Origin of the sequence: Leisingera aquaemixtae (assembly GCF_001458395.1) — a bacterium.
In the GTDB taxonomy this organism is placed as follows: domain Bacteria; phylum Pseudomonadota; class Alphaproteobacteria; order Rhodobacterales; family Rhodobacteraceae; genus Leisingera; species Leisingera aquaemixtae.
This window is the reverse complement of the sequence record NZ_CYSR01000030.1, coordinates 242,769-263,064: the sequence shown is the minus strand read 5'-3', so window position 1 is coordinate 263,064 and position 20,296 is coordinate 242,769. Positions and strand designations below refer to the sequence as shown.

General features: G+C 63.4%; 18 protein-coding genes. 4 read left to right on the top strand and 14 right to left on the bottom strand.

All coding sequences use genetic code 11. From position 1 onward, the window contains the following. Positions 1-162: 162 nt before the first annotated feature. Positions 163-636: a hypothetical protein gene (locus PHA8399_RS14845; RefSeq protein WP_244270234.1), complete on the bottom strand. Its 474-nt coding sequence runs from the start codon at positions 634-636 to the stop codon at positions 163-165. Positions 637-1,130: 494 nt separating this feature from the next. Here PHA8399_RS14845 and PHA8399_RS14840 point away from each other — a divergent pair, with 494 nt between their 5' ends. Continuing rightward, the gene (locus tag PHA8399_RS14840) at positions 1,131-2,681 is read left to right on the top strand and encodes a trimethylamine methyltransferase family protein (protein ID WP_058286897.1); all 1,551 of its coding nucleotides are present in this window, start codon (positions 1,131-1,133) and stop codon (positions 2,679-2,681) included. A gap of 679 nt (positions 2,682-3,360) precedes the next feature. Here the strand turns inward: PHA8399_RS14840 and PHA8399_RS14835 are convergent. Further along, positions 3,361-4,581 carry an acyl-CoA dehydrogenase gene (locus tag PHA8399_RS14835; protein WP_058286896.1) on the bottom strand — a complete coding sequence of 407 codons (1,221 nt, stop codon included), beginning with the start codon at positions 4,579-4,581 and terminating at the stop codon, positions 3,361-3,363. A gap of 99 nt (positions 4,582-4,680) precedes the next feature. On the opposite strand from PHA8399_RS14835, the gene PHA8399_RS14830 reads away from it, so the two are divergent. Next, positions 4,681-5,592, top strand: coding sequence for a LysR family transcriptional regulator (locus PHA8399_RS14830; protein ID WP_058286895.1), 912 nt, complete (start codon positions 4,681-4,683; stop codon positions 5,590-5,592). A 72-nt stretch (positions 5,593-5,664) separates the two neighbouring features. On the opposite strand, the gene phoB is transcribed toward PHA8399_RS14830, so the two are convergent. From phoB to PHA8399_RS14780, 10 genes are all read right to left on the bottom strand, one after another. After that, entirely contained in the window at positions 5,665-6,354 is a 690-nt protein-coding gene (gene phoB, locus PHA8399_RS14825; protein ID WP_058286894.1) for a phosphate regulon transcriptional regulator PhoB, read from the bottom strand. A gap of 3 nt (positions 6,355-6,357) precedes the next feature. Further along, entirely contained in the window at positions 6,358-7,068 is a 711-nt protein-coding gene (phoU, locus tag PHA8399_RS14820; protein WP_058286893.1) for a phosphate signaling complex protein PhoU, read from the bottom strand. A 17-nt stretch (positions 7,069-7,085) separates the two neighbouring features. Then, positions 7,086-7,883, bottom strand: coding sequence for a phosphate ABC transporter ATP-binding protein PstB (gene pstB, locus PHA8399_RS14815; RefSeq protein WP_058286892.1), 798 nt, complete (start codon positions 7,881-7,883; stop codon positions 7,086-7,088). A 14-nt stretch (positions 7,884-7,897) separates the two neighbouring features. Continuing rightward, positions 7,898-9,256: a phosphate ABC transporter permease PstA gene (pstA, locus tag PHA8399_RS14810; RefSeq protein WP_058286891.1), complete on the bottom strand. Its 1,359-nt coding sequence runs from the start codon at positions 9,254-9,256 to the stop codon at positions 7,898-7,900. Next, a complete protein-coding gene (gene pstC, locus PHA8399_RS14805; protein ID WP_058286890.1) occupies positions 9,256-10,725 on the bottom strand; it encodes a phosphate ABC transporter permease subunit PstC in 1,470 nt (489 codons plus the stop codon). The genes pstA and pstC overlap by 1 nt, the downstream gene beginning before the upstream one ends. Before the next feature lie 109 nt (positions 10,726-10,834). After that, complete coding sequence (locus PHA8399_RS14800) at positions 10,835-11,875, bottom strand: substrate-binding domain-containing protein (protein WP_058287278.1); 1,041 nt, start codon at positions 11,873-11,875, stop codon at positions 10,835-10,837. A gap of 206 nt (positions 11,876-12,081) precedes the next feature. Next, positions 12,082-13,122, bottom strand: coding sequence for a sensor histidine kinase (locus tag PHA8399_RS14795; protein ID WP_058286889.1), 1,041 nt, complete (start codon positions 13,120-13,122; stop codon positions 12,082-12,084). Positions 13,123-13,223: 101 nt separating this feature from the next. Further along, complete coding sequence (locus tag PHA8399_RS14790; RefSeq protein WP_058286888.1) at positions 13,224-13,745, bottom strand: gamma carbonic anhydrase family protein; 522 nt, start codon at positions 13,743-13,745, stop codon at positions 13,224-13,226. Continuing rightward, on the bottom strand, positions 13,742-14,383 hold the full coding sequence (gene gmk, locus PHA8399_RS14785) for a guanylate kinase (protein WP_058286887.1): 642 nt from the start codon (positions 14,381-14,383) through the stop codon (positions 13,742-13,744). The genes PHA8399_RS14790 and gmk overlap by 4 nt, the downstream gene beginning before the upstream one ends. A 16-nt stretch (positions 14,384-14,399) precedes the next feature. Next, positions 14,400-15,296 (bottom strand): YicC/YloC family endoribonuclease, encoded by an 897-nt coding sequence (locus PHA8399_RS14780; protein ID WP_058286886.1) that lies wholly within the window; start codon positions 15,294-15,296, stop codon positions 14,400-14,402. A gap of 238 nt (positions 15,297-15,534) precedes the next feature. On the opposite strand from PHA8399_RS14780, the gene PHA8399_RS14775 reads away from it, so the two are divergent. Then, on the top strand, positions 15,535-16,374 hold the full coding sequence (locus PHA8399_RS14775) for a PAS domain-containing protein (protein WP_058286885.1): 840 nt from the start codon (positions 15,535-15,537) through the stop codon (positions 16,372-16,374). 141 nt (positions 16,375-16,515) lie between these two features. Here PHA8399_RS14775 and PHA8399_RS14770 read toward each other — a convergent pair whose 3' ends face one another. After that, the gene (locus tag PHA8399_RS14770; RefSeq protein WP_058286884.1) at positions 16,516-17,886 is read right to left on the bottom strand and encodes a class II 3-deoxy-7-phosphoheptulonate synthase; all 1,371 of its coding nucleotides are present in this window, start codon (positions 17,884-17,886) and stop codon (positions 16,516-16,518) included. 180 nt (positions 17,887-18,066) lie between these two features. Between PHA8399_RS14770 and PHA8399_RS14765 the strand changes: the two genes are divergently transcribed. Further along, positions 18,067-19,071: a GlxA family transcriptional regulator gene (locus PHA8399_RS14765; RefSeq protein ID WP_058286883.1), complete on the top strand. Its 1,005-nt coding sequence runs from the start codon at positions 18,067-18,069 to the stop codon at positions 19,069-19,071. A 20-nt stretch (positions 19,072-19,091) separates the two neighbouring features. Here PHA8399_RS14765 and PHA8399_RS14760 read toward each other — a convergent pair whose 3' ends face one another. Then, the gene (locus PHA8399_RS14760; RefSeq protein ID WP_058286882.1) at positions 19,092-20,195 is read right to left on the bottom strand and encodes a PQQ-dependent sugar dehydrogenase; all 1,104 of its coding nucleotides are present in this window, start codon (positions 20,193-20,195) and stop codon (positions 19,092-19,094) included. Positions 20,196-20,296: the final 101 nt, after the last annotated feature.

Below are 20,296 nucleotides of genomic sequence, written 5' to 3'. Positions count from 1 at the left end.
CTTGAATTGGCAATGACTGGCCGAAATTCCCCTGCCGCGTGCGCTTTTCCGCCGGCGGCGGCGAACGGAATTTCACTAAGCCATTGAAATTAACCTGCGCGCACCTAGCGGCGGACTGGCGCGGTTCACCCGGCTTTTGGCCAGCCTGAGCGGCAGTGCCCGTCAGAACCGGAAGGCTGCGCTTACAGACAGCGTCTCGCCGCGCGGGCGGCCGCTTCCGTCCCTGGGCCCCGCTTCGTGATGCAGCACTTCGCCCCGCAGCTGCAGCGCCCGGTTGAGAGAAACGCGCATCCCCAAGCCAAACAGCGTTCCCTGCCGCCTGCCCCGGGAGCCTTCGGCCTGCACCCCGCCAAGGGTGACAACACCTGTCGCCGGTCCAAAGTCGTAGCCGGCGTGCAGGCGCAGCTGGTGCGTCTCTTCCGCTTGAACGGCCCGTGTTAAAATGCCGGACCGGTTGGACGAAACCGTGCCGCCCAGGAGTAAGCTGCCGAATTCATGAAGGAAGGCCAGCTGAAACGCCTGCGGCTCCGCGGCGCCGGTGCCAGTTCCTATGCCGGATACGGCACGAATTTGGTTGCTGAACAGCGGCCGGGCCCACTCTTCCGCCGACCCCGGCTGGCCAACAGCCAGCGCCATCGCAAGGCCCGCTGCAAAGGCCTGAGAGAGTGCGGTTTTCCTAACCATCGGCATGTCGCTTTGCCTTCTCGAAATGCGCCGTTTCAGCGCGCCGTCCCCGGAACCTCCAGTATCGCCATTAATGCTTAATATTCGGTTCCCAAGCGCATCCTGCCAACATCCGCCTGCCCCGCATAGCGTCAAAAATCGAAGCCACACCATTAAAAGTAGAAACATTTACTTAAAGCTGCCGCTTCAAGGATCCGCAGAGGCCGCCTCCGCACCCGGTGAAATTCATGTCGCTTTTTTCACCCTGGTCGCTAACAGGCTAGAAACCCCGCCCAGGACTGGCACTCTGCGGCAAAACAGGGGGAAACTGCATGCAGGGTGAACGCTGCCTTGTCAGCCTGATCTGCCGCACCATCGGGGCGGCGCGCGGGCGTGCGGCCAGAGGGCGGCCGAGCTGAGCCGGAAGTCACGCAATTCCTGCTCATCCACCTGAAAGGCTCCCATTTATGAACGACCAAGCCTCCTCCACCCGCGCCAGCCGCAGCGGCGGGCGCAACGCGCGCCGCGCAGCCCGGGCTGCCGCATTGCCGGATCATCTGCGCCCCGTGCGCCCGGGGATGGAAAGCACCGCCCTCAAACTGCTCAGCCAGCGGGACATGGAGCAGATCCACCAAACTGCGCTGACCGCGCTGGAAGAAATCGGCCTCGCCGACGCCCCGCAAAGCGGCATCAGCTACCTGACCGCAGCGGGCTGCACCCTGGGCGGCGACGGCCGCATCCGCTTCCCCCGCGCGCTGGTCGAGGACACGATTGCAAAAGCAAACCGGTCCATCACCCTTTGCAGCCGGGACGGCAAGTCCGACCTGCAACTGTCCGGCGGCCGCGTCCATTACGGAACCGCGGGCGCCGCGGTCAGCATGGTGGATGTGCATGGCAAGACCTACCGCGATTCCACCGTGCAGGACCTGCACGACGCCGCGCGCATCTGCGACCAGCTCGACAACATCCACTTTGTGCAGCGCCCGATGGTGTGCCGGGACATTGCCGATAACTGCGAGATGGATCTGAACTCGATCTATGCGACCACTGCGGGGACCACCAAACATGTGGGCGTTTCGTTTACCGAACCCGATTTCGTGAAACCCGGGCTGGAGCTGCTGCACATGATTGCCGGCGGCGAAGACAAGTGGCGCGAACGCCCCTTTGTGTCGAACTCCAACTGCTTTGTGGTTCCGCCGATGAAATTCGCCACGGAATCCTGCCAGGTGATGGAGGAATGCATCAAGGGCGGCATGCCGGTGCTGCTGCTGTCGGCCGGCATGGCGGGAGCTACCGCCCCCTCGAGCATTGCCGGCGCAATCGCGCAGGCGGTGGCGGAATGCCTTGCCGGACTGGTTTACGTAAACGCCGTAACGCCCGGCGCTCCCGCGATTTTTGGCACGTGGCCCTTTGGCCTGGATCTGCGAACCGGGGCAATGTCCGTCGGCTCCGGCGAACAGGCCCTGCTAAGCGCGGGCTGCGCCCAGATGCACAAGTTCTATGACCTGCCCGGCGGAGCCGCCGCGGGGGCCTCGGATTCTAAACTGCCGGACATGCAGGCAGGATGGGAGCAGATGTGTTCTGCCGTGATGGCAGGCCTGTCTGGCCTCAATATGGTGTATGAGGCCGCGGGCATGCATGCCTCGCTGCTGGGCTTCTGTCATGAATCGCTGATCCTGGATAACGACCTGCTGGGCCAGGCGCAGCGCTGCGTGCGCGGCATCGAAGTGAACGAGGAAACCTTGGCCCTGGACCAGATGCGCGCGACCTGCCTGGGCGGGCCCGGACACTATCTGGGCACCGATCAGACGCTCAGCCGGATGCAGATGGACTATGTCTATCCAGACCTGGGCGACCGGACCTCGCCCAAGGAATGGGCGGAGCGCGACAAGCCCGACCTGATTGAGAAGGCGATTGCCAAAAAGGAGAAGATCCTGTCTGAGCGCGCCGCCGCCCGGTTTGACGCCGCCACCGACATGGCAATCCGCGCGAAGTTCAACATCCACCTGCCGGCATAACCGCCAGTACCGCTTGCAAACGGGCCGGAAATTCCGGCCCGTTTTTTTTGTGCCGGCCTGTCCGTAACGGTCCACACCCGCAGCTTGCCGGATAACCTCGCTGGCGATTTCGCCCGCCCCCTCGCGCTTCGCCGGGCGCATCATCAGAAACTCATCAGGCCTCGCATTATCGGCTTTTACATCCGCAAAACCCGTGATAACCTTTTGTTAATAGGCTGATATTTGCAATGAGGCGTGAGGTCTGGCGGGCGCGGCCTTGCAAGTTTTCCAGTGCAATTGCGCAATTTGAAATTGCGTTATTGCAAAGCGAGCCACGTGCGCTGCACGAAACTGCTGCGGATACCTTGAAGAACGCAAGACGCCTGCGCCAGACAGGCGCGAAAATGTTAGCACGGAAAAACGCAAGGCAAGGGGCGGATTCAGCTGGCGGGGCCAGAACTGCTGCAATGTCAATCCCAGGACATTAACCAAGAAATCTGCTGCAAGGCCAAAAGGCCTTAATCCATGGGGCGGTCACCGGTGTTTTAGTAAGATTTTTGGATCCGATAGCCCGGCAGCAGACCCGTCAAGCCAGGCCACTAACCTTTGCGGAATTCACCGGGCAGACCGGTATTGCAAGTTTGCAAGACTGGAATGCAAAAACGCAGCGCGAGACGGTTCCCCGCGCTGCGTTTGATCTTCAGAAGAAGGCCTGCAAACCGGTCTGGGCGCGGCCCAGGATCAGAGCGTGAACGTCGTGGGTGCCCTCATAGGTGTTCACGGTTTCCAGATTCACCATGTGGCGGATCACGTTGAACTCCAGGCTGATGCCATTGCCGCCGTGCATGTCGCGGGCCATCCGGGCAATCTCCAGCGCCTTGCCGCAGTTGTTGCGCTTGACGATCGAGATCATCTCCGGCGCCGCATTGGCGTCATCCATCAGCCGCCCGACCCGCAGGGACGCTTGCAAACCCAGGGTGATTTCGGTCTGCATATTGGCGAGTTTCAGCTGAAACAGCTGGGTGTTGGCGAGCGGCCGGCCGAATTGGGTCCGGTCCAGCCCGTACTGGCGCGCCGCGTGCCAGCACGCTTCTGCCGCGCCCATGGCGCCCCAGCTGATGCCGTAGCGGGCCCGGTTCAGACATCCGAACGGCCCTTTAAGCCCTTGAACATGCGGCAAAAGTGCATCTTCTCCAACTTCAACCCCGTCCATTACGATCTCACCGGTGATGGAAGCGCGCAAAGAGGCCTTGTTCTGGATCTTCGGCGCACTCAGGCCTTTCAGGCCCTTGTCCAGCACGAAGCCGCGAATTTTGCCGCCATGGGCTTCAGACTTGGCCCAGACCACAAAAACATCTGCAATCGGCGCGTTGGAGATCCACATCTTGGAGCCGGTCAGCCGGTAGCCGCCTTCCGTTTTCTCGGCCCGGGTCTTCATGCTGGCAGGGTCGGAGCCGGCATCCGGCTCGGTCAGGCCAAAGCAGCCGATCCATTCACCGGAGGCAAGTTTCGGCAGGTATTTCTGGCGCTGCTCCTCGCTGCCGTATGCGTAGATGGGATACATCACCAGAGAGCTTTGCACCGACATCATCGACCGGTAACCGCTGTCGACGCGCTCCACCTCGCGCGCGACCAGGCCATAGGAGACATAGCCGCCGCCGAGGCCGCCGTATTCTTCCGGGATGGTGGTGCCGAGCAGGCCCATCTCCCCCATCTCGCGGAAGATTTCGGGATCTGTTTCCTCGTTTTCATAAGCATTTAGCACGCGCGGCTGAAGCTTCTCCTGAGCGTAGGCGCGGGCCGAGGCGGAGATCATCCGTTCATCTTCGGTCAGCTGGTCCTCCAGCCGCAGCGGGTCCTCCCAGTTGAAACGGCCCAGATCCGGGGCGTCTTTGGCGCGCAGCGCGGGTTTGTCGGTCATTTTGTCACCTCAATGGTTCGCGGTTTGGACAAACCCTAACGGCAGGTGAACGGAAAAAACAGCGAGACTTTCGCAAGAAATTATGACAATCACTCATATATGTCCGTACCTCGAAAATTCCTGCCTTCCATCCCCTCCCTGCGCGCGCTGGAAGCGCTTGACCGGCTGGGCAGCGCCTCCGCCGCGGCCGACGAACTGGCGCTGACGCAGGGCGCCGTCAGCCGCCAATTGCAGACCTTGGAACGGCAATTGGGGATGGAGCTGGTGCAGCGGGACCAGAAGCGGCTGATGCTGACCACTGAGGCGCAGGATTACGCGGCGGAGATCCGGCAGGCCTTGAACCAGATCGTGCAATCCACCCTGCGTTTGCAGGCCGCTCCGCTGGCCGGGACGCTGAACCTGGCCATTCTGCCCGCCTTCGGAATGCGCTGGCTGATGCCGCGGCTGCCGGACTTTGCCCGGCTGCACCCGGATGTCACGATCAACATGTCCACCCGGCTGGAGCCTTTTAATTTCGCCACGGAACCCTTTGATGCGGCTATTCATTTTGGAAATGCCGAGTGGCCCGGCACGCAATCCCTGCTGTTGAAGCACGAACAGCTGCTGCCGGTCTGTGCGCCGCAGCTTCTGGATGGTCGTACCGTCTCAGGCCCCAAGGATATCCTGAAGCTGCCGCTGCTGCACATTCAAACCCGGACCACCGCCTGGCGGGACTGGTTCAACCGGCAAAGGATCACTGCCGATGACGGGTTGAGCGGCACGATCTATGACCAATTCGCAACCATCACCCAGGCTGCTCTGCATGGCCTGGGCGTGGCGCTGATGCCGGATTATCTGGTGGAACAGGACCTGGCGACAGGCCGCCTGGTGGCGCTGCACCCGGAGCCGCTGGAGTCAGCCGGTGCTTATTACCTGGTCTGGCCGGAGCGGAAGTCAGGCGCGGCGGCGCTGATGAAATTCCGGGAGTGGCTGGCGGGACAGGCGCAACCGGAAGATCCGCTGCCGCGCTGACCGGCGGCCAGAAACAAGGGGGTGACTTGCGTGCACCCCCTGTGCACCGCCTGTACACCCCCTGATGCCGCTTTAGCCGAGCGCGTAGCCAGCGCCGCGCACCGTGCGCACCGGGTCGCTGCCGCCATGCTGAGTCAGCGCCTTGCGCAGCCGCCCGATGTGAACGTCAACAGTGCGGGTGTCGACATAGATGTCGCGGCCCCAGACCCGGTCCAAGAGCTGCTCGCGGCTCCACACCCGGCCCGGCTTCTCCATGAAGGTGGAGAGCAGGCGGAATTCCGTCGGCCCCAGCTTCAGCGGATTGTCGGCGCGGCTGACCTTGTGGGTTTCCGCGTCCAGCACGATGTCGTCGTATTCCAGCCGCACGCCGACCGTGGAGGGCCGCACCCGGCGCAGCTGGGTGCGCACCCGGGCCATCAGCTCAATCACCGAATAGGGTTTCACCACGTAATCATCGGCGCCGGTTTCCAGCCCGCGCACCTTGTCGACCTCTTCCGAGCGGGCCGACAGCATGATCACCGGAATGTTGCGGGTTTCCGGACGGGTCTTCAGCCGGCGGCACACTTCGATGCCGCTGAGGTTGGGCATCATCCAGTCCAGGATGATGATATCGGGCATGTCCTCCTCGACCACCAGCAGCGCTTCCTCGCCATGTTCGGCGCGCAGCACGCGAAAGCCGTCGGCTTCGAGGTTGTAGGCCAGCACTTCCCGCTGGGCCATTTCATCTTCAACAACAAGAACGGTGGGCTGATCGGCAGCCATCGGTCAGATCTCCTGCGGTGTTGTCGAGGTGGTGTCGGCTTTCTTGCGGTCTTCCTCCGGCTTCTCGCCGGTCACAAGATAGATCACCTGCTCCGCAATCGCGGTCACGTGGTCGCCCATGCGTTCGGTGTTTTTTGCGATGAAATGCAAGTGCATACAGGCCGAAATGTTGCGCGGATCTTCCATCATATGGGTCAGGAATTCGCGGAACAGGGCGTTGTACATCTGGTCCACATCGCGGTCGCGCTCGATCACGTCACGGGCCAGCTCCACGTCGCGCTGGATGTAGGAATCAAGCGCATCCTTGAGCATCCGCTCAACCTCGCGCGCCATCCGGCGCAGGGCGGCGGCGCCTTCGCTGATGTTGGGGCCCTGGGCCAGCACGGCGGTGCGCTTGGCCATGTTTTTGGCATAGTCGCCAATGCGTTCCAGGTTGCCGGCGATCTTCATCACCGACAGCACCAGACGCAGGTCAGAGGCCGCAGGCGCGCGCAGCGCGATCAGACGGGCGGTTTCCTCGTTGATCAGCTCTTCCAGCCCGTCGATGGCCTTGTCGCCCTGACGCACCGTCAGCGCCAGTTCCTCGTCGCGGGTTTCCAGCGCGCGGGCCGCCTCGCGGATGGCGTCCTCGACCAGGCCGCCCATTTTCATGATCCGGGCCTGAATTGCCTCCAGGTCGCGGTCGAATGCCGATGCAATATGCTGCTCTGCCATGTTGAAATTCCTATAGATCAGCCGATCCGGCCGGTGATGTAGCTTTCCGTGCGCGGATCTTCGGGGTTGGTGAAGATCTGGCCGGTGGGGCCGAATTCCACCAGGTTGCCGAGGTGGAAGAAGGCGGTTTTCTGACTGACGCGCGCGGCCTGCTGCATCGAGTGGGTGACGATCACCACCGAGTAGCTGGCGCGCAGCTCGTCAATCAGCTCTTCGACCTGGGCGGTCGCAATCGGATCCAGCGCCGAGCAGGGTTCGTCCATCAGCAGCACTTCAGGCTCCGTCGCGACGGCGCGGGCAATGCACAGGCGCTGCTGCTGGCCGCCCGAAAGACCGGTGCCGGGGGCGTCCAGACGGTCCTTCACCTCATCCCAGATTGCTCCGCGGCGCAGGGATTTCTCCACGATTTCATCAAGTTCCGCCTTGTTTCTCGCCAAGCCGTGGATGCGCGGGCCATAGGCCACATTGTCGTAGATCGACTTGGGGAACGGGTTCGGCTTCTGAAACACCATGCCGACCTTGGCGCGCAGCTGCACCGGATCGACGCGCTTGTCGTAAATATCCTCGCCATCCAGCAGGATATCGCCCGTCACCTTGCAGGTGCCGATGGTGTCGTTCATCCGGTTCAGGCAGCGCAGGAAGGTGGACTTGCCGCAGCCGGAGGGACCGATGAAGGCGGTGACGGTGTTGTCCTCGATCTCGACGTTCACGTCTTTGATTGCGTGGGTGTCGCCGTAAAAGACGTTCACGTCCTTGGCGGCGATTTTGATGTTCTGAGTGTCCACGGTGTTATCCATCAAGGTCATGTCGTTCATTGCACTATGCCCCCTTACCAGCGGCGTTCAAAGCGGCGGCGCAGGATCACGGCAAGCGTGTTCATGGTCACCAGGAAGAGAAGAAGGATGATGATGCCGCCCCAGGCGCGTTCATAGAAGGCCGGGTCGGCGCGTTTGGCCCATTCGTAGATTTGCGCAGGCATCGCCGAGTTCGGCGCCAGCAGACCGTCGGCAATGGTTTCCGGCGCGTTGGAGGCGATGAAGCCGACCATGCCGATGAGCAGCAGCGGCGCGGTTTCCCCCAGCGCCTGCGCCAGGCCGATGATGGTGCCGGTCAGGATGCCGGGCGCGGCCAGCGGCAGCACATGGTGGAACACCGCCTGCATTTTCGACGCCCCGACGCCCAGAGCGGCGTCGCGGATCGACGGCGGCACCGATTTCAGCGAGGCGCGGGTGGAGATGATGATGGTCGGCAGGGTCATCAGCGTCAGCACCAGACCGCCCACCAGCGGCGCCGAGGTCGGCAGGTGCATGTAGTTGATGAAGACCGCAAGGCCCAAGATGCCGAACACAATCGACGGCACCGCGGCGAGGTTGGAGATGTTCACCTCGATCATGTCGGTGAGCCAGTTCTGCGGCGCGAACTCCTCCAGATAGATCGAAGCCGCAACGCCGATCGGCAGCGCCAGCGCGAGCACCACAAACATCATGAACAGCGAGCCCAGCATGGAGACGCCGATGCCTGCCGCTTCGGGGCGGGCGTCAGAGGCGTCGGCGCCGGTGATGAAGTCGAGGTTGAAGGTCTTCTCCAGCACACCGGCGGCGGCCAAAGCATCAACAAGATCAAGCTGTTCGGCAGAGATGTTCTTGTCGTTGACGATGCTGTCGCGGGTGACGCGCCCCTTCAGGTAGCCGTCCACGCGGCTGGAGGCGAGAAAGCGGAACTCCACCGTCTGGCCGATCTGGTCCGGGTTGGCGATCACGTAGTCGCGCAGCTGCGCGGCCACGTCCTTGGACAGCACGCCGGCCAGTTCCTTGGCCTTAAGGCTGGTCTCGATGCCCAGTTCCTCAACCGTGGCCTCCATCGCGCCCTTGATGATCGGGGCATAGCCGAAGGTGGTGACCTTCTTGATGTCCTCGATGTTGCGGTTGCCTTTCTTGTCGAGCTTGCTTTCCAGCAGCTCCACATTGAGTGTCACAAAGGTTTGCTGGAACGCGCCGGTGCCCTTGCTGACAATGGTGGTCACAAGGACCAGCAGCATGACCAGGCCTGCGGTGATGGCGGCGATGCCATAGCCGCGGAACCGTGCTTCGGCTGCGTTGCGCTTCCTGGTGCGCGGGGTCTGCTGCAGCAGCGACCCGCCGTGTTTGCGGGGCGCGGCGCCTGCGGGGGATTGGCTGAGGTCAGTCATTATTCATACTGCTCCCGGTATTTGCGCACGATATAGAGCGCCAGGACGTTCAGGCCGAGGGTCAGGACAAACAGGGTCAGGCCCAGGGCAAAGGCAACAAGGGTTTCGGGGCTGGCAAAGTCGGTGTCGCCGGTCAGCTGGCTGACGATGCGGGTGGTGATGGTGGTCATCGACTCCAGCGGGTTGGCAGAGAACTTGGCAATCGCCCCTGCCCCCATCACCACGATCATGGTTTCGCCAATGGCGCGCGACGCGGCCAGCAGCACCGCGCCGACAATGCCCGGCAGCGCGGCCGGCATCACCACCTGGCGCACGGTTTCGGATTTTGTGGCGCCCAGCCCCAGCGAGCCATCGCGCAGCGCCTGCGGCACCGCGTTGATGATGTCATCGGACAGCGAGGAGACGAAGGGGATCAGCATAACGCCCATCACCAGCCCAGCCGTCAGCACCGAGGTGGCACCGGCCATCCATTCGACGCCCAGCAGTCCGCCCTTGGCAAACAGGTTCGCCAGCGCCGGGCCCACGGTCAGCAGCGCAAACAGGCCGTAAACGATGGTCGGGATACCTGCTAGGATCTCCAGCAGCGGCTTGGCGAAGGAACGCACCGTGCCGCTGGCGTATTCGGACAGGTAGATTGCAGCAAACAGGCCCACCGGCACCGCCACCAGCAGCGCGATGAAGGAAATGTAAAGCGTCCCCCACAACAGCGGCAGGATCGACAGGTCGCTGCCGCCGCGGAAGTTAGGGGCCCAAGTGGAGCCAAAGAAGAAGTCGGTCCAGGAGTGCAGGCCGAAGAAGTTCTTGGTCTCAAACAGCATCGACAGGACGATGCCGACGGTGGTCAGGGCCGCCAGCGAGGCCGCCAGGATCAGCAGCGCCAGCACGCCGCGCTCCACCACGTTGCGGGCGCGGAAGTCCTTGTGCGTGCGGCCGTAGGCCCAGACAAAGCCGCCAAGCGCCAGCAGCGCGACAACCACGGTCATTGCAGTTTTGCCGGTGTGGGACAGGTTGCGGTAGGACTGGGCGGCACTCAGCACCTCGGGCCGCACGTCAGAGCCGAGGGCAACGCCAACCTCGCCCATCAGGGCGCGCAGGTCCTGCCCGCCGGCGGCATCCCGCGCCTCACGGCGGGTCAAGAGGCCCTGCTCCACCGCCAGATCCAGCCCTTCGGCAACCCGGCGCACGTCGCTCATCACCAGGCCGATAGTGGTGTTTTCCGGCACGGCCTCTGCCGGGATCAGGTTCGAGACGCGGTTTTCGATAATCAGCGGCTGGGCCAGCAGCCAGACAGCCAGCACCGCGATGGCGGGCACAAACGCGGCCAGCGCAACGTGGTAGCCATAATAGGACGGCAGCGAATGCAGGTCTCTTGCATCGCCCCCGGCGGTTCTGAGCGCGCGGCTGCGCCCTAGGTAGAAACCCGCTGCGGACAGCGCAAGCAGGAGAACAACGAGCCAGAAAGTGGGCATGGAGGGCTCCGTTAGGCGGTGACGGAAAGGGAAACAGCGTCGGGGACCGGGAAAAACAGCGCCGGGGCAGAAGGCTCCGCCCCGGCAAATCTCAGATCAGCGCGAAGCCTTAGGAGTTGCCGCCCATGACGGCTTCGTTTGCGACGGTTTCCTGAGTCTCGGCCAGTTCCGGGTCCGCGACCAGGCCGTATTCGGCCAGCGGGCCGTCTTCGCCTGCGACTTCGTCGGCAACGAAGAACTCAGCGTATTCCTTCAGGCCCGGGATCACGCCGATGTGGGCTTTCTTCACGTAGAAGAACAGCGGGCGGGAAACCGGGTATTCGCCGGATGCGATGCTCTCGGTCGAGGGCACAACGCCGGACATGGTCGCAACCTGCAGCTTGTCGGTGTTGTTTTCATAGAAGGCCAGGCCGAAGACGCCGATGCCGTCCTTGTTGGACTCAATCCGGGCCAGGGTCTCGGTGTAGTCGCCGTCGATGTCGACCGACTTGCCGTCGGTGCGCAGGGCGATACAGGCCTTTTCAGCAGCTTTCTTGTCGCCGCCATTGGCTTCCTTGAAGGCTTCAAAGGCACCGGTTTCCTCGCAGCCCGCCAGGATCACCTTGTCTTCGAACACTTCGCGGGTGCCGTGCTTGGTGCCCGGAACAAAGGCCTGGATATCAACAGCCGGGAAATCCGGGTTCACGTCGGCCCAGGTGGTGTTCGGGTTATTGGCCAGTTCGCCATCGACCAGGATCTTGTCGGACAGCGCCAGGAACCAGTCGGACGGGGTGAATTCGAAGGCGTCGGCGCTGCTGTCGGAGGCAAACACGATGCCGTCATAACCGATGCGGACCTCGATGATGTCGGTCACGCCGTTTTCGGCACAGGCGGCGATTTCCTTGTCCTTGATCTTGCGCGACGCATTGGCGACGTCGATGGTGTTTTCGCCGACACCTTCGCAGAACCGCTTCAGGCCCGCGGAGGAGCCGCCGGATTCCACAACCGGGGTCGGGAAGTCGAAGTTCTCGCCAAAGGCCTCAGCCACGATCGAGGCATAGGGCAGAACGGTCGACGAACCGGCAACCTGCACCTGGTCGCGCGCGGCTGCTGCGGTTGCAGAAACGGCGGAAATTGCCAGGGCGGAAGCGGTCAGTTTCACAAAGGACATTTTTGTCTCCATGAGTTTTCAATGTTCGATCACCCCTCGGTGACCTTGGCGCATCACCTAGAGGCCGCTGATGAGGCTTTTGTGACACCAGTGTAACAGGTTCATGACAAACCCGGTTCCGGCGGCAAAAAATGTGTCATGAATCAGCAAACCGCCGCCGGAGATGTCCGGCGGCGGCTTTTCACTTTGAGGATTTACGGCGGCGGTTATTCAGGGAGGATCACCGTAAAAACAGACCCTTGCCCCAATTCGCTATCGACCCGAAGGCGGCCGCGGTGGCGGTTGACGATGTGTTTTACAATTGCCAGGCCCAGCCCGGTGCCGCCCATCTCGCGCGAGCGGTGGCTGTCGGCGCGATAAAAGCGTTCGGTCAGGCGCGGCAGGTGGACAGGGTCGATTCCCGGCCCGTTGTCGATCACCTCAACGCGGGCGGCGGGGGCACGCACCGCCGGGTCTCGTTCGGAACGGCTCAGCACCACCCTGACTTCGTCGCCGCCGTATTTCACTGCGTTTTCAAGCAGGTTGGTGAAGACCTGCTGCAACTGGTCCGGATCGCCTGTGACCGAAACGGCCTCTTCCGGCGCCTCCAGTTTCATCGCCACGCCGCGGGCCTCCGCCACCGGCTGCAGTGTCTTGAGGGTGGAGGCCAGATGGCCGGTCAGATCGACCTTTTGCTTGGGCCGCACCCGCTCTTCGCTCTCCACCCGGTTCAGGGACAGGAGGTCGCCCACCAGGCGGTTCATGCGGCTGGCCTCGCCCTCCATGATGGACAAAAAGCGGTCGCGCGCCTTCGCGTCCTCCCGAGCCGGGCCGCGCAGGGTTTCGATGAAGCCGATCAGCGCGGTCAGCGGCGTGCGCAATTCGTGGCTGACATTGGCGACAAAATCGCGCCGCATCTGGCCTGCCTGCTCGCGTTCGGTGACGTCGTCGAAACAGGCCAGAACCGCGCCGCCGGCGACCGCGCCGATGCCGGGCACATAGCGCAGGGTGACCGCAAAGGTGGTGTCTTGCGCACCGTCATTGGCAAGATGCTTGGCCACGCGCGGGGTGCGGTCGCGCAGGCAGCCCTCGATGGCGGCGGCCACGCTGGGCTGGCGCAGGATGGTGGCGAAATGGCGCCCCTTCACGCCCTGCCCCAGCAGCGCTGCGGCATCGGCATTCACCGCGATGAACCGCTCTGTCTGGTCCACCAGAACGGCCGGCAGCGGGATGGCCGCAAGAAATCCGTCAATCAGCTCCGTCGTCATCAGATCCCCGTCGTTGAGAGTCCGGCCTGCCTAGCGCCGCGATGTAAACGGCATGTGGCCCCCCCGTTCAGCCAGCGCAAAATCCGGCAGGCGGCGGCTGATTACAGCGGTTTCATCTCCGCCCGGAAGCAGCGCATGTTGTCCTGATAGTGGAGCGCGCTTTGGGTAAGCTTCGCGGCCAGCGCGGCATCAACCTCCCGCACCACCTTGCCGGGGCTGCCCATGACCAGCGAGTTGTCGGGGATTTCCTTGTTCTCGGTGACCAGCGCACCGGCGCCGATCAGGCAGTTTTTGCCGATCTTTGCGCCATTGAGGATGGTGGCGCCCATGCCGACAAGGGTGTTTTCGCCGATGGTGCAGCCGTGCAGCATCGCCTTGTGGCCGATGGTGCAGTTCTTGCCGATGGTCAGCGGATAGCCCGCATCAATGTGCATCACCACGTTTTCCTGCACGTTGGTGCCTTCGCAGATGCGGATCTCCTCGTGGTCGGCGCGGATGGTGACGCCGAACCAGACCGAAGACCCCGCCTCCATCACCACCTTGCCGATCAGATTGGCATCGGGGGCAACCCAGGTGTCCTCATGAATTTGCGGCTGGTCTTCTCCAAGTGCGTACAGGGTCATGACTGTTCCTCGAATTGGGTTTGCAGGGCGCGCACATGCTCCTGCAGCTTGGGCTGCTGGATCCGGCGCATCCGTTCGGCTTCGACGATGGTTTTCAGCTTGGCCTCGGTCTGGTCCAGGTCGTCGTTGACCAGCACGTAATCGTAATAGCCCCAGTGGCTGATCTCATCCCAGCTTTTCTGCATCCGCTTGGCGATCACCTCTTCGCTGTCCTGGGCGCGGGTTTCCAGGCGGCGGCGCAGCTCCGGGATCGAGGGCGGCAGGATGAAGATCGACAGCGCGTGCTTGCCGAGGTCCGAGTTGCGGATCTGGATCTCCCCCTGCCAGTCGACGTCGAACAGCACGTCCTGGCCGGCCTCGATGGTGTCCCTGACCGGGCCTGCGGGTGAGCCGTAGAAATTGCCGAAGACATGGGCGTGCTCCAGCATGCCGCCTTCGGCCACATTTTGGCGGAACTCGTCCTCGGACATGAAAAAGTACTCGCGGCCGTGCTCCTCGCCCGGGCGCGGGGCGCGGGTGGTGGCAGAGACTGAGAATTTGAGGCCCGGGTCCCAGGCCATCAGGCGGCGGGCCAGTGTGGATTTGCCTGCGCCCGAAGGCGATGAGAGGATGATCAAAAGGCCGCGGCGGTCCGCCATCTGGGCACTCCTTTTCTTATTCTATGTTCTGCACCTGCTCGCGCATCTGGTCGATCACGGTTTTCAGCTCAAGCCCCACCGCCGTCAAGGCGCTGTGCTGCGCTTTTGAACAGAGCGTGTTGGCCTCCCGGTTGAACTCCTGCATCAAAAAGTCGAGCTTGCGGCCCACGGCGCCGCCTTTGATCAGCAGATCGCGCGCGGCGCCGACATGGGCGCCGAGGCGGTCCAGTTCTTCGGTGACATCCGCCTTGACCGCAATCAGCGCCAGTTCCTGCGCCACCCGGTCCGGATCGGCGCCATCGGCGTTGTCCAGCACCCGGGCCAGATTGGCCTTGAAGGTCTCGGCCATTTTCAGCTTGCGCTCATCGGCGCGGGCGCCAGCCTGGGCCGTCAGCGAGGCGACCTGCTCCAGCTGGCCGTTAAGGATTACGGCAAGCGCGGCACCCTCGGCCTCGCGCATCTGCACGAATTCCGCCACAAGGGTTTCCAGTTCCTTGCTCAGCGCTTTCACCAGCGGCGCCGGATCGTCGTCAATTGCGGCCTGTTCCAGCACGCCCTTGAAGCCCAGCACCTCCGCGGCGGAGGCCGGGCGGATGCCCACCCGGTTCTGCTCGGCAATCGACTGCGCCTCGCCCAGGGCCTTGATCACCGACTGCAGGACCGCAGTGTTGATCTGGACCTGCGCGGCGCTGTCCTCGGTCCGGGTGATCCGCAGCGTCAATGATACATTGCCCCGCGCCAGCGCCTTGGACAAAACCGAACGGATATGGTTTTCAAGGCCTTCCAGCCAATCCGGCACCCGCAGGCGGATGTCCAGCCCCTTGGCATTGACCGAGCGGAGCTCCCAGCTCCAGCTGTGCTGCCCGGTGCTGCCCTGCGCCGAGGCAAAGGCGGTCATGCTGCGGATGGTCATGGGAAAGGCCCTCTCGTCGCTGGTGGTTGGACAGCTCTACTGTCTCGAAAGTATAGGGTGCAAGCGCAATCGCATAAACGGCGCTAGCCCTGCGCGTTAACCATTGCTTAAAGAAGTAGTCCAAATTTGAATTAGATTGTGGCATCTTAACTTCAGGGTAACCATACCGGCCCTAAGTGTTAACGCAGCCGCTGGCTGAAGGGGACGCAAAGCAGGCCGGGGTTGAAGGGGATATGAGATGTTTTTTGGCAGCCGCAGCGGCACTGAGATGACGAGCAGTCAGGACAAGGTTGTTTCCATGAACCGGTTCCGCAAAGGCGGGCCGCTGTCGCCGCTGCGCCAGGCTGAGGCCTATTGGACGGCCCTGCGGCGCGGCGATGATGTGCCGAGCCGGTCCCAGATCGACCCGCGCGGGCTGGAGAACATCCTGAGCCACACCTTTATCCTGGAACGGATCGCACCCGGCATTGCCCGGTTCCGCCTGGCCGGGTCGCTGGTGAACGGCATGGCCGGCATGGAGGTGCGCGGCATGCCGATCACCGCCTTCTTCACCACCGACGCGCGCAAGCAGCTGAGCTCGGCGATGGAGCATATGTTCGAAACGCCCGCAATCGTGGAACTGGAACTGCAGATCGAAGCGCCGCGCCTGCGCAGCCCGCGCGAGGCCCGGATGCTGATGCTGCCGCTGCGCAGCGATCTGGGTGACATCAGCCGGGTTCTGGGTGTGCTGGTGGCGGATGACGGCGAAACGGTCACCTCGCAGCGGTTTTCGATCTCCTCGATCGAAATGCGCGCGGTCGGCAAGGCAACCGGCACCGCCGGATTCAAGGCCAAGCCGCGGCCTGATGCCGCCACGCCTGCCGCCAAGGAAGAGCGCCGCGATGTGAACCGGCCCAACCCGGGATTTGCCGAGACCCAGGCGCGGTTCAAGCCGGAGCGGTCCATTCTGGATGAGGCCAAGGCGCTGCTGGAGCGCAGCCGCGCGGCCAGACCCGCGGCACCGGCGGATGCGCCCGCGGCGGCCCCGGCCAAACCGAAAGGCGCACCGCATCTGCGCCTGGTGGTCAGCCGCGACTGACAGGCCGCACCGCATAGCTGTTTTCATTCAAGTACAAGGTCATAGCACTTGAATTGACTGCGCCCCGAGGGAGACCCCCGGGGCGCTTTTTTTGTTTGCCGGACCTTGCGGGAAGGCCGCGGTTGCGCGGCCTGCCCGGTGTCAGCCGGCCTGACGGGCGCTCTGGGCAGCGCGCAGGGCGGACAGTTCCTCTGCCACCAGGAAGGCCAGTTCCAGCGACTGGCTGGCATTCAGGCGCGGATCGCAGGCGGTGTGGTAGCGGTCGCTCAGGTCTTCCTCGGTCACGGCGCGGACGCCGCCGGTGCATTCGGTCACGTCCTGGCCGGTCATCTCGAAATGCACGCCGCCGGGCACGGTGCCCTCGGCCTTGTGGACGCCGAAGAAGTCGCGCACTTCGCGCAGCACGCTGTCGAAGGGGCGGGTTTTGTAACCGGTGGAGGACTTGATGGTATTGCCGTGCATCGGGTCGCAGACCCAGGTCACCTTGGCGCCCTCTTCCTTCACTGCCTTGATCAGCCGCGGCAGATGCTCGCCTGCCTTGCCGGCGCCGAAACGGGCGATCAGGGTCAGCTTGCCTTCTTCATTCTCGGGGTTCAGGCGCGCCATCAGCACCTTCAGGTCCTCGGCGGTGGTGCTCGGGCCGCATTTGAGGCCGATCGGGTTCAGCACGCCGCGGCAGAATTCCACATGGGCGCCGTCGGGCTGCCGGGTGCGGTCGCCGATCCAGATCATGTGGCCGGAGCCGGCCAGCCATTTGCCGGAGGTGGAATCGAGACGGGTCAGCGCCTCTTCATATTCCAGCAGCAGGCTTTCATGGCTGGTGTAGAACTCGACAGTGGAGAATTCATGGGTGGTGTCGGCATTGATCCCGGCAGCCGCCATAAAGTCGATGGTGTCCTGAATGCGGGTCGCGATCTCGCTGTACTTCTGCACTTCCTGCTCGTCCGTAAAGCCCAGAGTCCAGGAGTGCACCCGGCTCATATCGGCAAAACCGCCGGTCGAGAAGGCGCGCAGCAGGTTCAGCGTCGCCGCCGCCTGGGTATAGGCCTGCAGCATCTTGCTGGGGTCGGGAATGCGGGCGCCGGGCGTGAAGGCAAGTTCATTGATGATATCGCCGCGGTAGCTGGGCAGCTCGACGCCATCGATGATTTCGGTCGGCGCGCTGCGCGGCTTGGCGAACTGGCCGGCCATGCGGCCCACCTTCACCACCGGCACCTTGGCGCCATAGGTCAGCACCATCGCCATCTGCAGCATCACCTTGAAGGTGTCGCGGATCGCATCGGCGCTGAACTGGTCGAAGCTTTCAGCGCAGTCGCCGCCCTGCAGCAGAAACGCCTCGCCGCGGCCCGCAGCGCCCAGATGCTGCTTGAGGCGGCGCGCTTCACCGGCGAACACCAGCGGAGGATATTTGGAAAGCTGAGCCTCGACAGCGTTCAGCGCTGCCGGATCGGTATAGTCCGGCATCTGAACCCGCGGCTTGCTGCGCCAGTCCGATTTTTGCCATTCGCTCATGACTTTTTCTCCGCATCAGAGGACTTTAGAAATTATTGGAAGCTCTATACAAAATCCGCACCTTGGAGGCCAGTTTAGAATTGCGCCTACTTGACCCGGCGTCCATCCTGTGAACACGGTTTTCTGACCTGCCGCGGAGCCCGCTCCCGCGGCCCGACTTGTTTCTTGAAGGACCCCGCCATGCAGACGTCACGCAAGCCTGCTGATTCTGGATTTGAAGCCGGCCAGCCGAGAAGGTTTGTCTTTGTGCTGCTCGACAAGTTCACGATGCTGTCCTTTGCATCGGCTGTCGAGTGCCTGCGGATCGCAAACCGGATGTATGGCGAGGACATGTACTCCTGGACCCTGGTGGGCGAAGGCGGCGAGAATGTTACCTGCTCTGCCGGAACCACGTTTCATCTGGATGACGATCTGATCGAGCTGCGCCGCGACGACGTAGTGATGCTGTGCTCCGGCATTGACGTGCAGGAGGCCACAACCAAGAAACTGCTGGCCTGGCTGCGCCGCGAGGCCCGCAAGGGGCTGACCGTGGGCGGGTTGTGCACGGCCTCTTATACCATGGCCAAAGCCGGGCTGCTGGACGGCAAACGGGCCACCATCCATTGGGAAAACGCCGACAGCTTTGCCGAGGAGTTCGACGAAGTCGACCTGACCAAATCGGTGTTTGTTATCGACGGCAACCGGGTGTCCACCGCCGGGGGCACATCGTCGATCGACCTGATGCTTAAGCTGATTGCCAACGACCACGGCGAGGAACTGGCGAATGCGGTGGCGGACCAGCTGATCTATTCCTCGATCCGCACCGACCAGGACACCCAGCGTCTGTCGATCCCGACCCGGATCGGCGTGCGCCACCCCAAGCTGTCGATGGTGATCCAGATGATGGAAGCCAACATCGAAGAGCCGATAAGCCCGTCGATCCTGGCGCAGGACGTGGGCATGTCGACCCGCCAGCTGGAGCGGCTGTTCCGCCGCTACCTGAACCGCTCGCCCAAGCGCTATTACATGGAGCTGCGGCTGCAGAAGGCGCGCAACCTCTTGATGCAGACCGACATGAGCGTGATCAACGTGGCGCTGGCCTGCGGCTTTGCCTCGCCGTCGCATTTCTCCAAATGCTACCGCGCCCATTACGACACCACCCCCTACCGCGAGCGCGGCAGCAAGGCGGCGGCGTATAAGGCCTGAACGGCTGCAGACAGCTCTGTCTAACGGGACAGTCTGAAAACCGCGCCCTCCGTTTCCGAGGCGAACCAGATGCTGCCATCGGGCGCTTCCTGCACGTCGCGGATGCGGCCTGTCTCGCTGCTTTGCAATTGCTCCACCTCCTTCAGGGGCGCACCTGACAGGCGGGCGATGTAGTCGAACTTCAGCGAGCCGACGAAAACATCGCCGCGCCACTCAGGCCACATGCGGCCGGAATATATCATCATGCCGGAGGGCGCGATGGAGGGGTCCCAGTACCACTGCGGCTGCTCCATGCCGGGTTTGGCGGTGCCCTCGCCGATCCGCGCGCCGGAGTAATGGCGCCCGTAGGAGATCACCGGCCAGCCGTAATTGGCGCCCTTGCGGACACGGTTGACCTCATCACCGCCCTTGGCGCCGTGTTCAGCGACCCACAGGTCGCCTTGCAGGTCCAGCGCCATGCCCTGCGGGTTCCGGTGCCCGTAGGACCAGATTTCCGGCTGGGCGTCCTGCCTGCCGGTAAACGGGTTGCTGGCGGGCACCGTGCCGTCGCGGTTGATCCGCACCACCGATCCCTGGTGCAGCCGCAGGTTCTGGGCGCTGGGGCGGTCGCCGCGCTCCCCCAGCGAAAGGAACAGGGTGCCGTCGCGCGCCTCCACCACGCGGGCGCCGAAATGCCGGCCGCCGCGGGACCCAGGCGCGGCCTCGAACAGCAGCCTGACACCGGTCAGCTGTGCAGTGTCCCGGCTGAGCTTGCCAACGGCCAGGGCGGTGCCGGCCCCGCGCCCCTGGCGCTTGGCGTAGGTCAGGAAAACCTCGCGGCTGCTGGCAAAGTCGCGCGGCACCATGACATCCAGCAGCCCGCCCTGCCCCTCGGCGGCCACTGCCGGCGTGCCGCTGACGCGCTGCTTTTGCCCGCCCTGCACATGGAACAGCTGGCCGTCCCGCTCTGTCACCAACAGGCCGCCGTCCGGCAGAAACGCAAACGCCCAGGGCACATCAAACCCCGCAGCCATCCGGGTGACGCGCAGCGTTCCCTGGCTGCTGGAGAGAGTTTCTGCACGCGCGGCCGTGCAAACCGCCATCAGCGCCAGGGCAAGCGTCACGGGGCGAAGCAGCTGTAACATTGAGGTCTTTTCCTTCTGCTGATTCCGCGGTAAATCCACGCCGGCGCTGCATCCGGGGATCAAGAGGAGGAGCAGCGCGAAACAGGCGGCCCGAGGAAAAT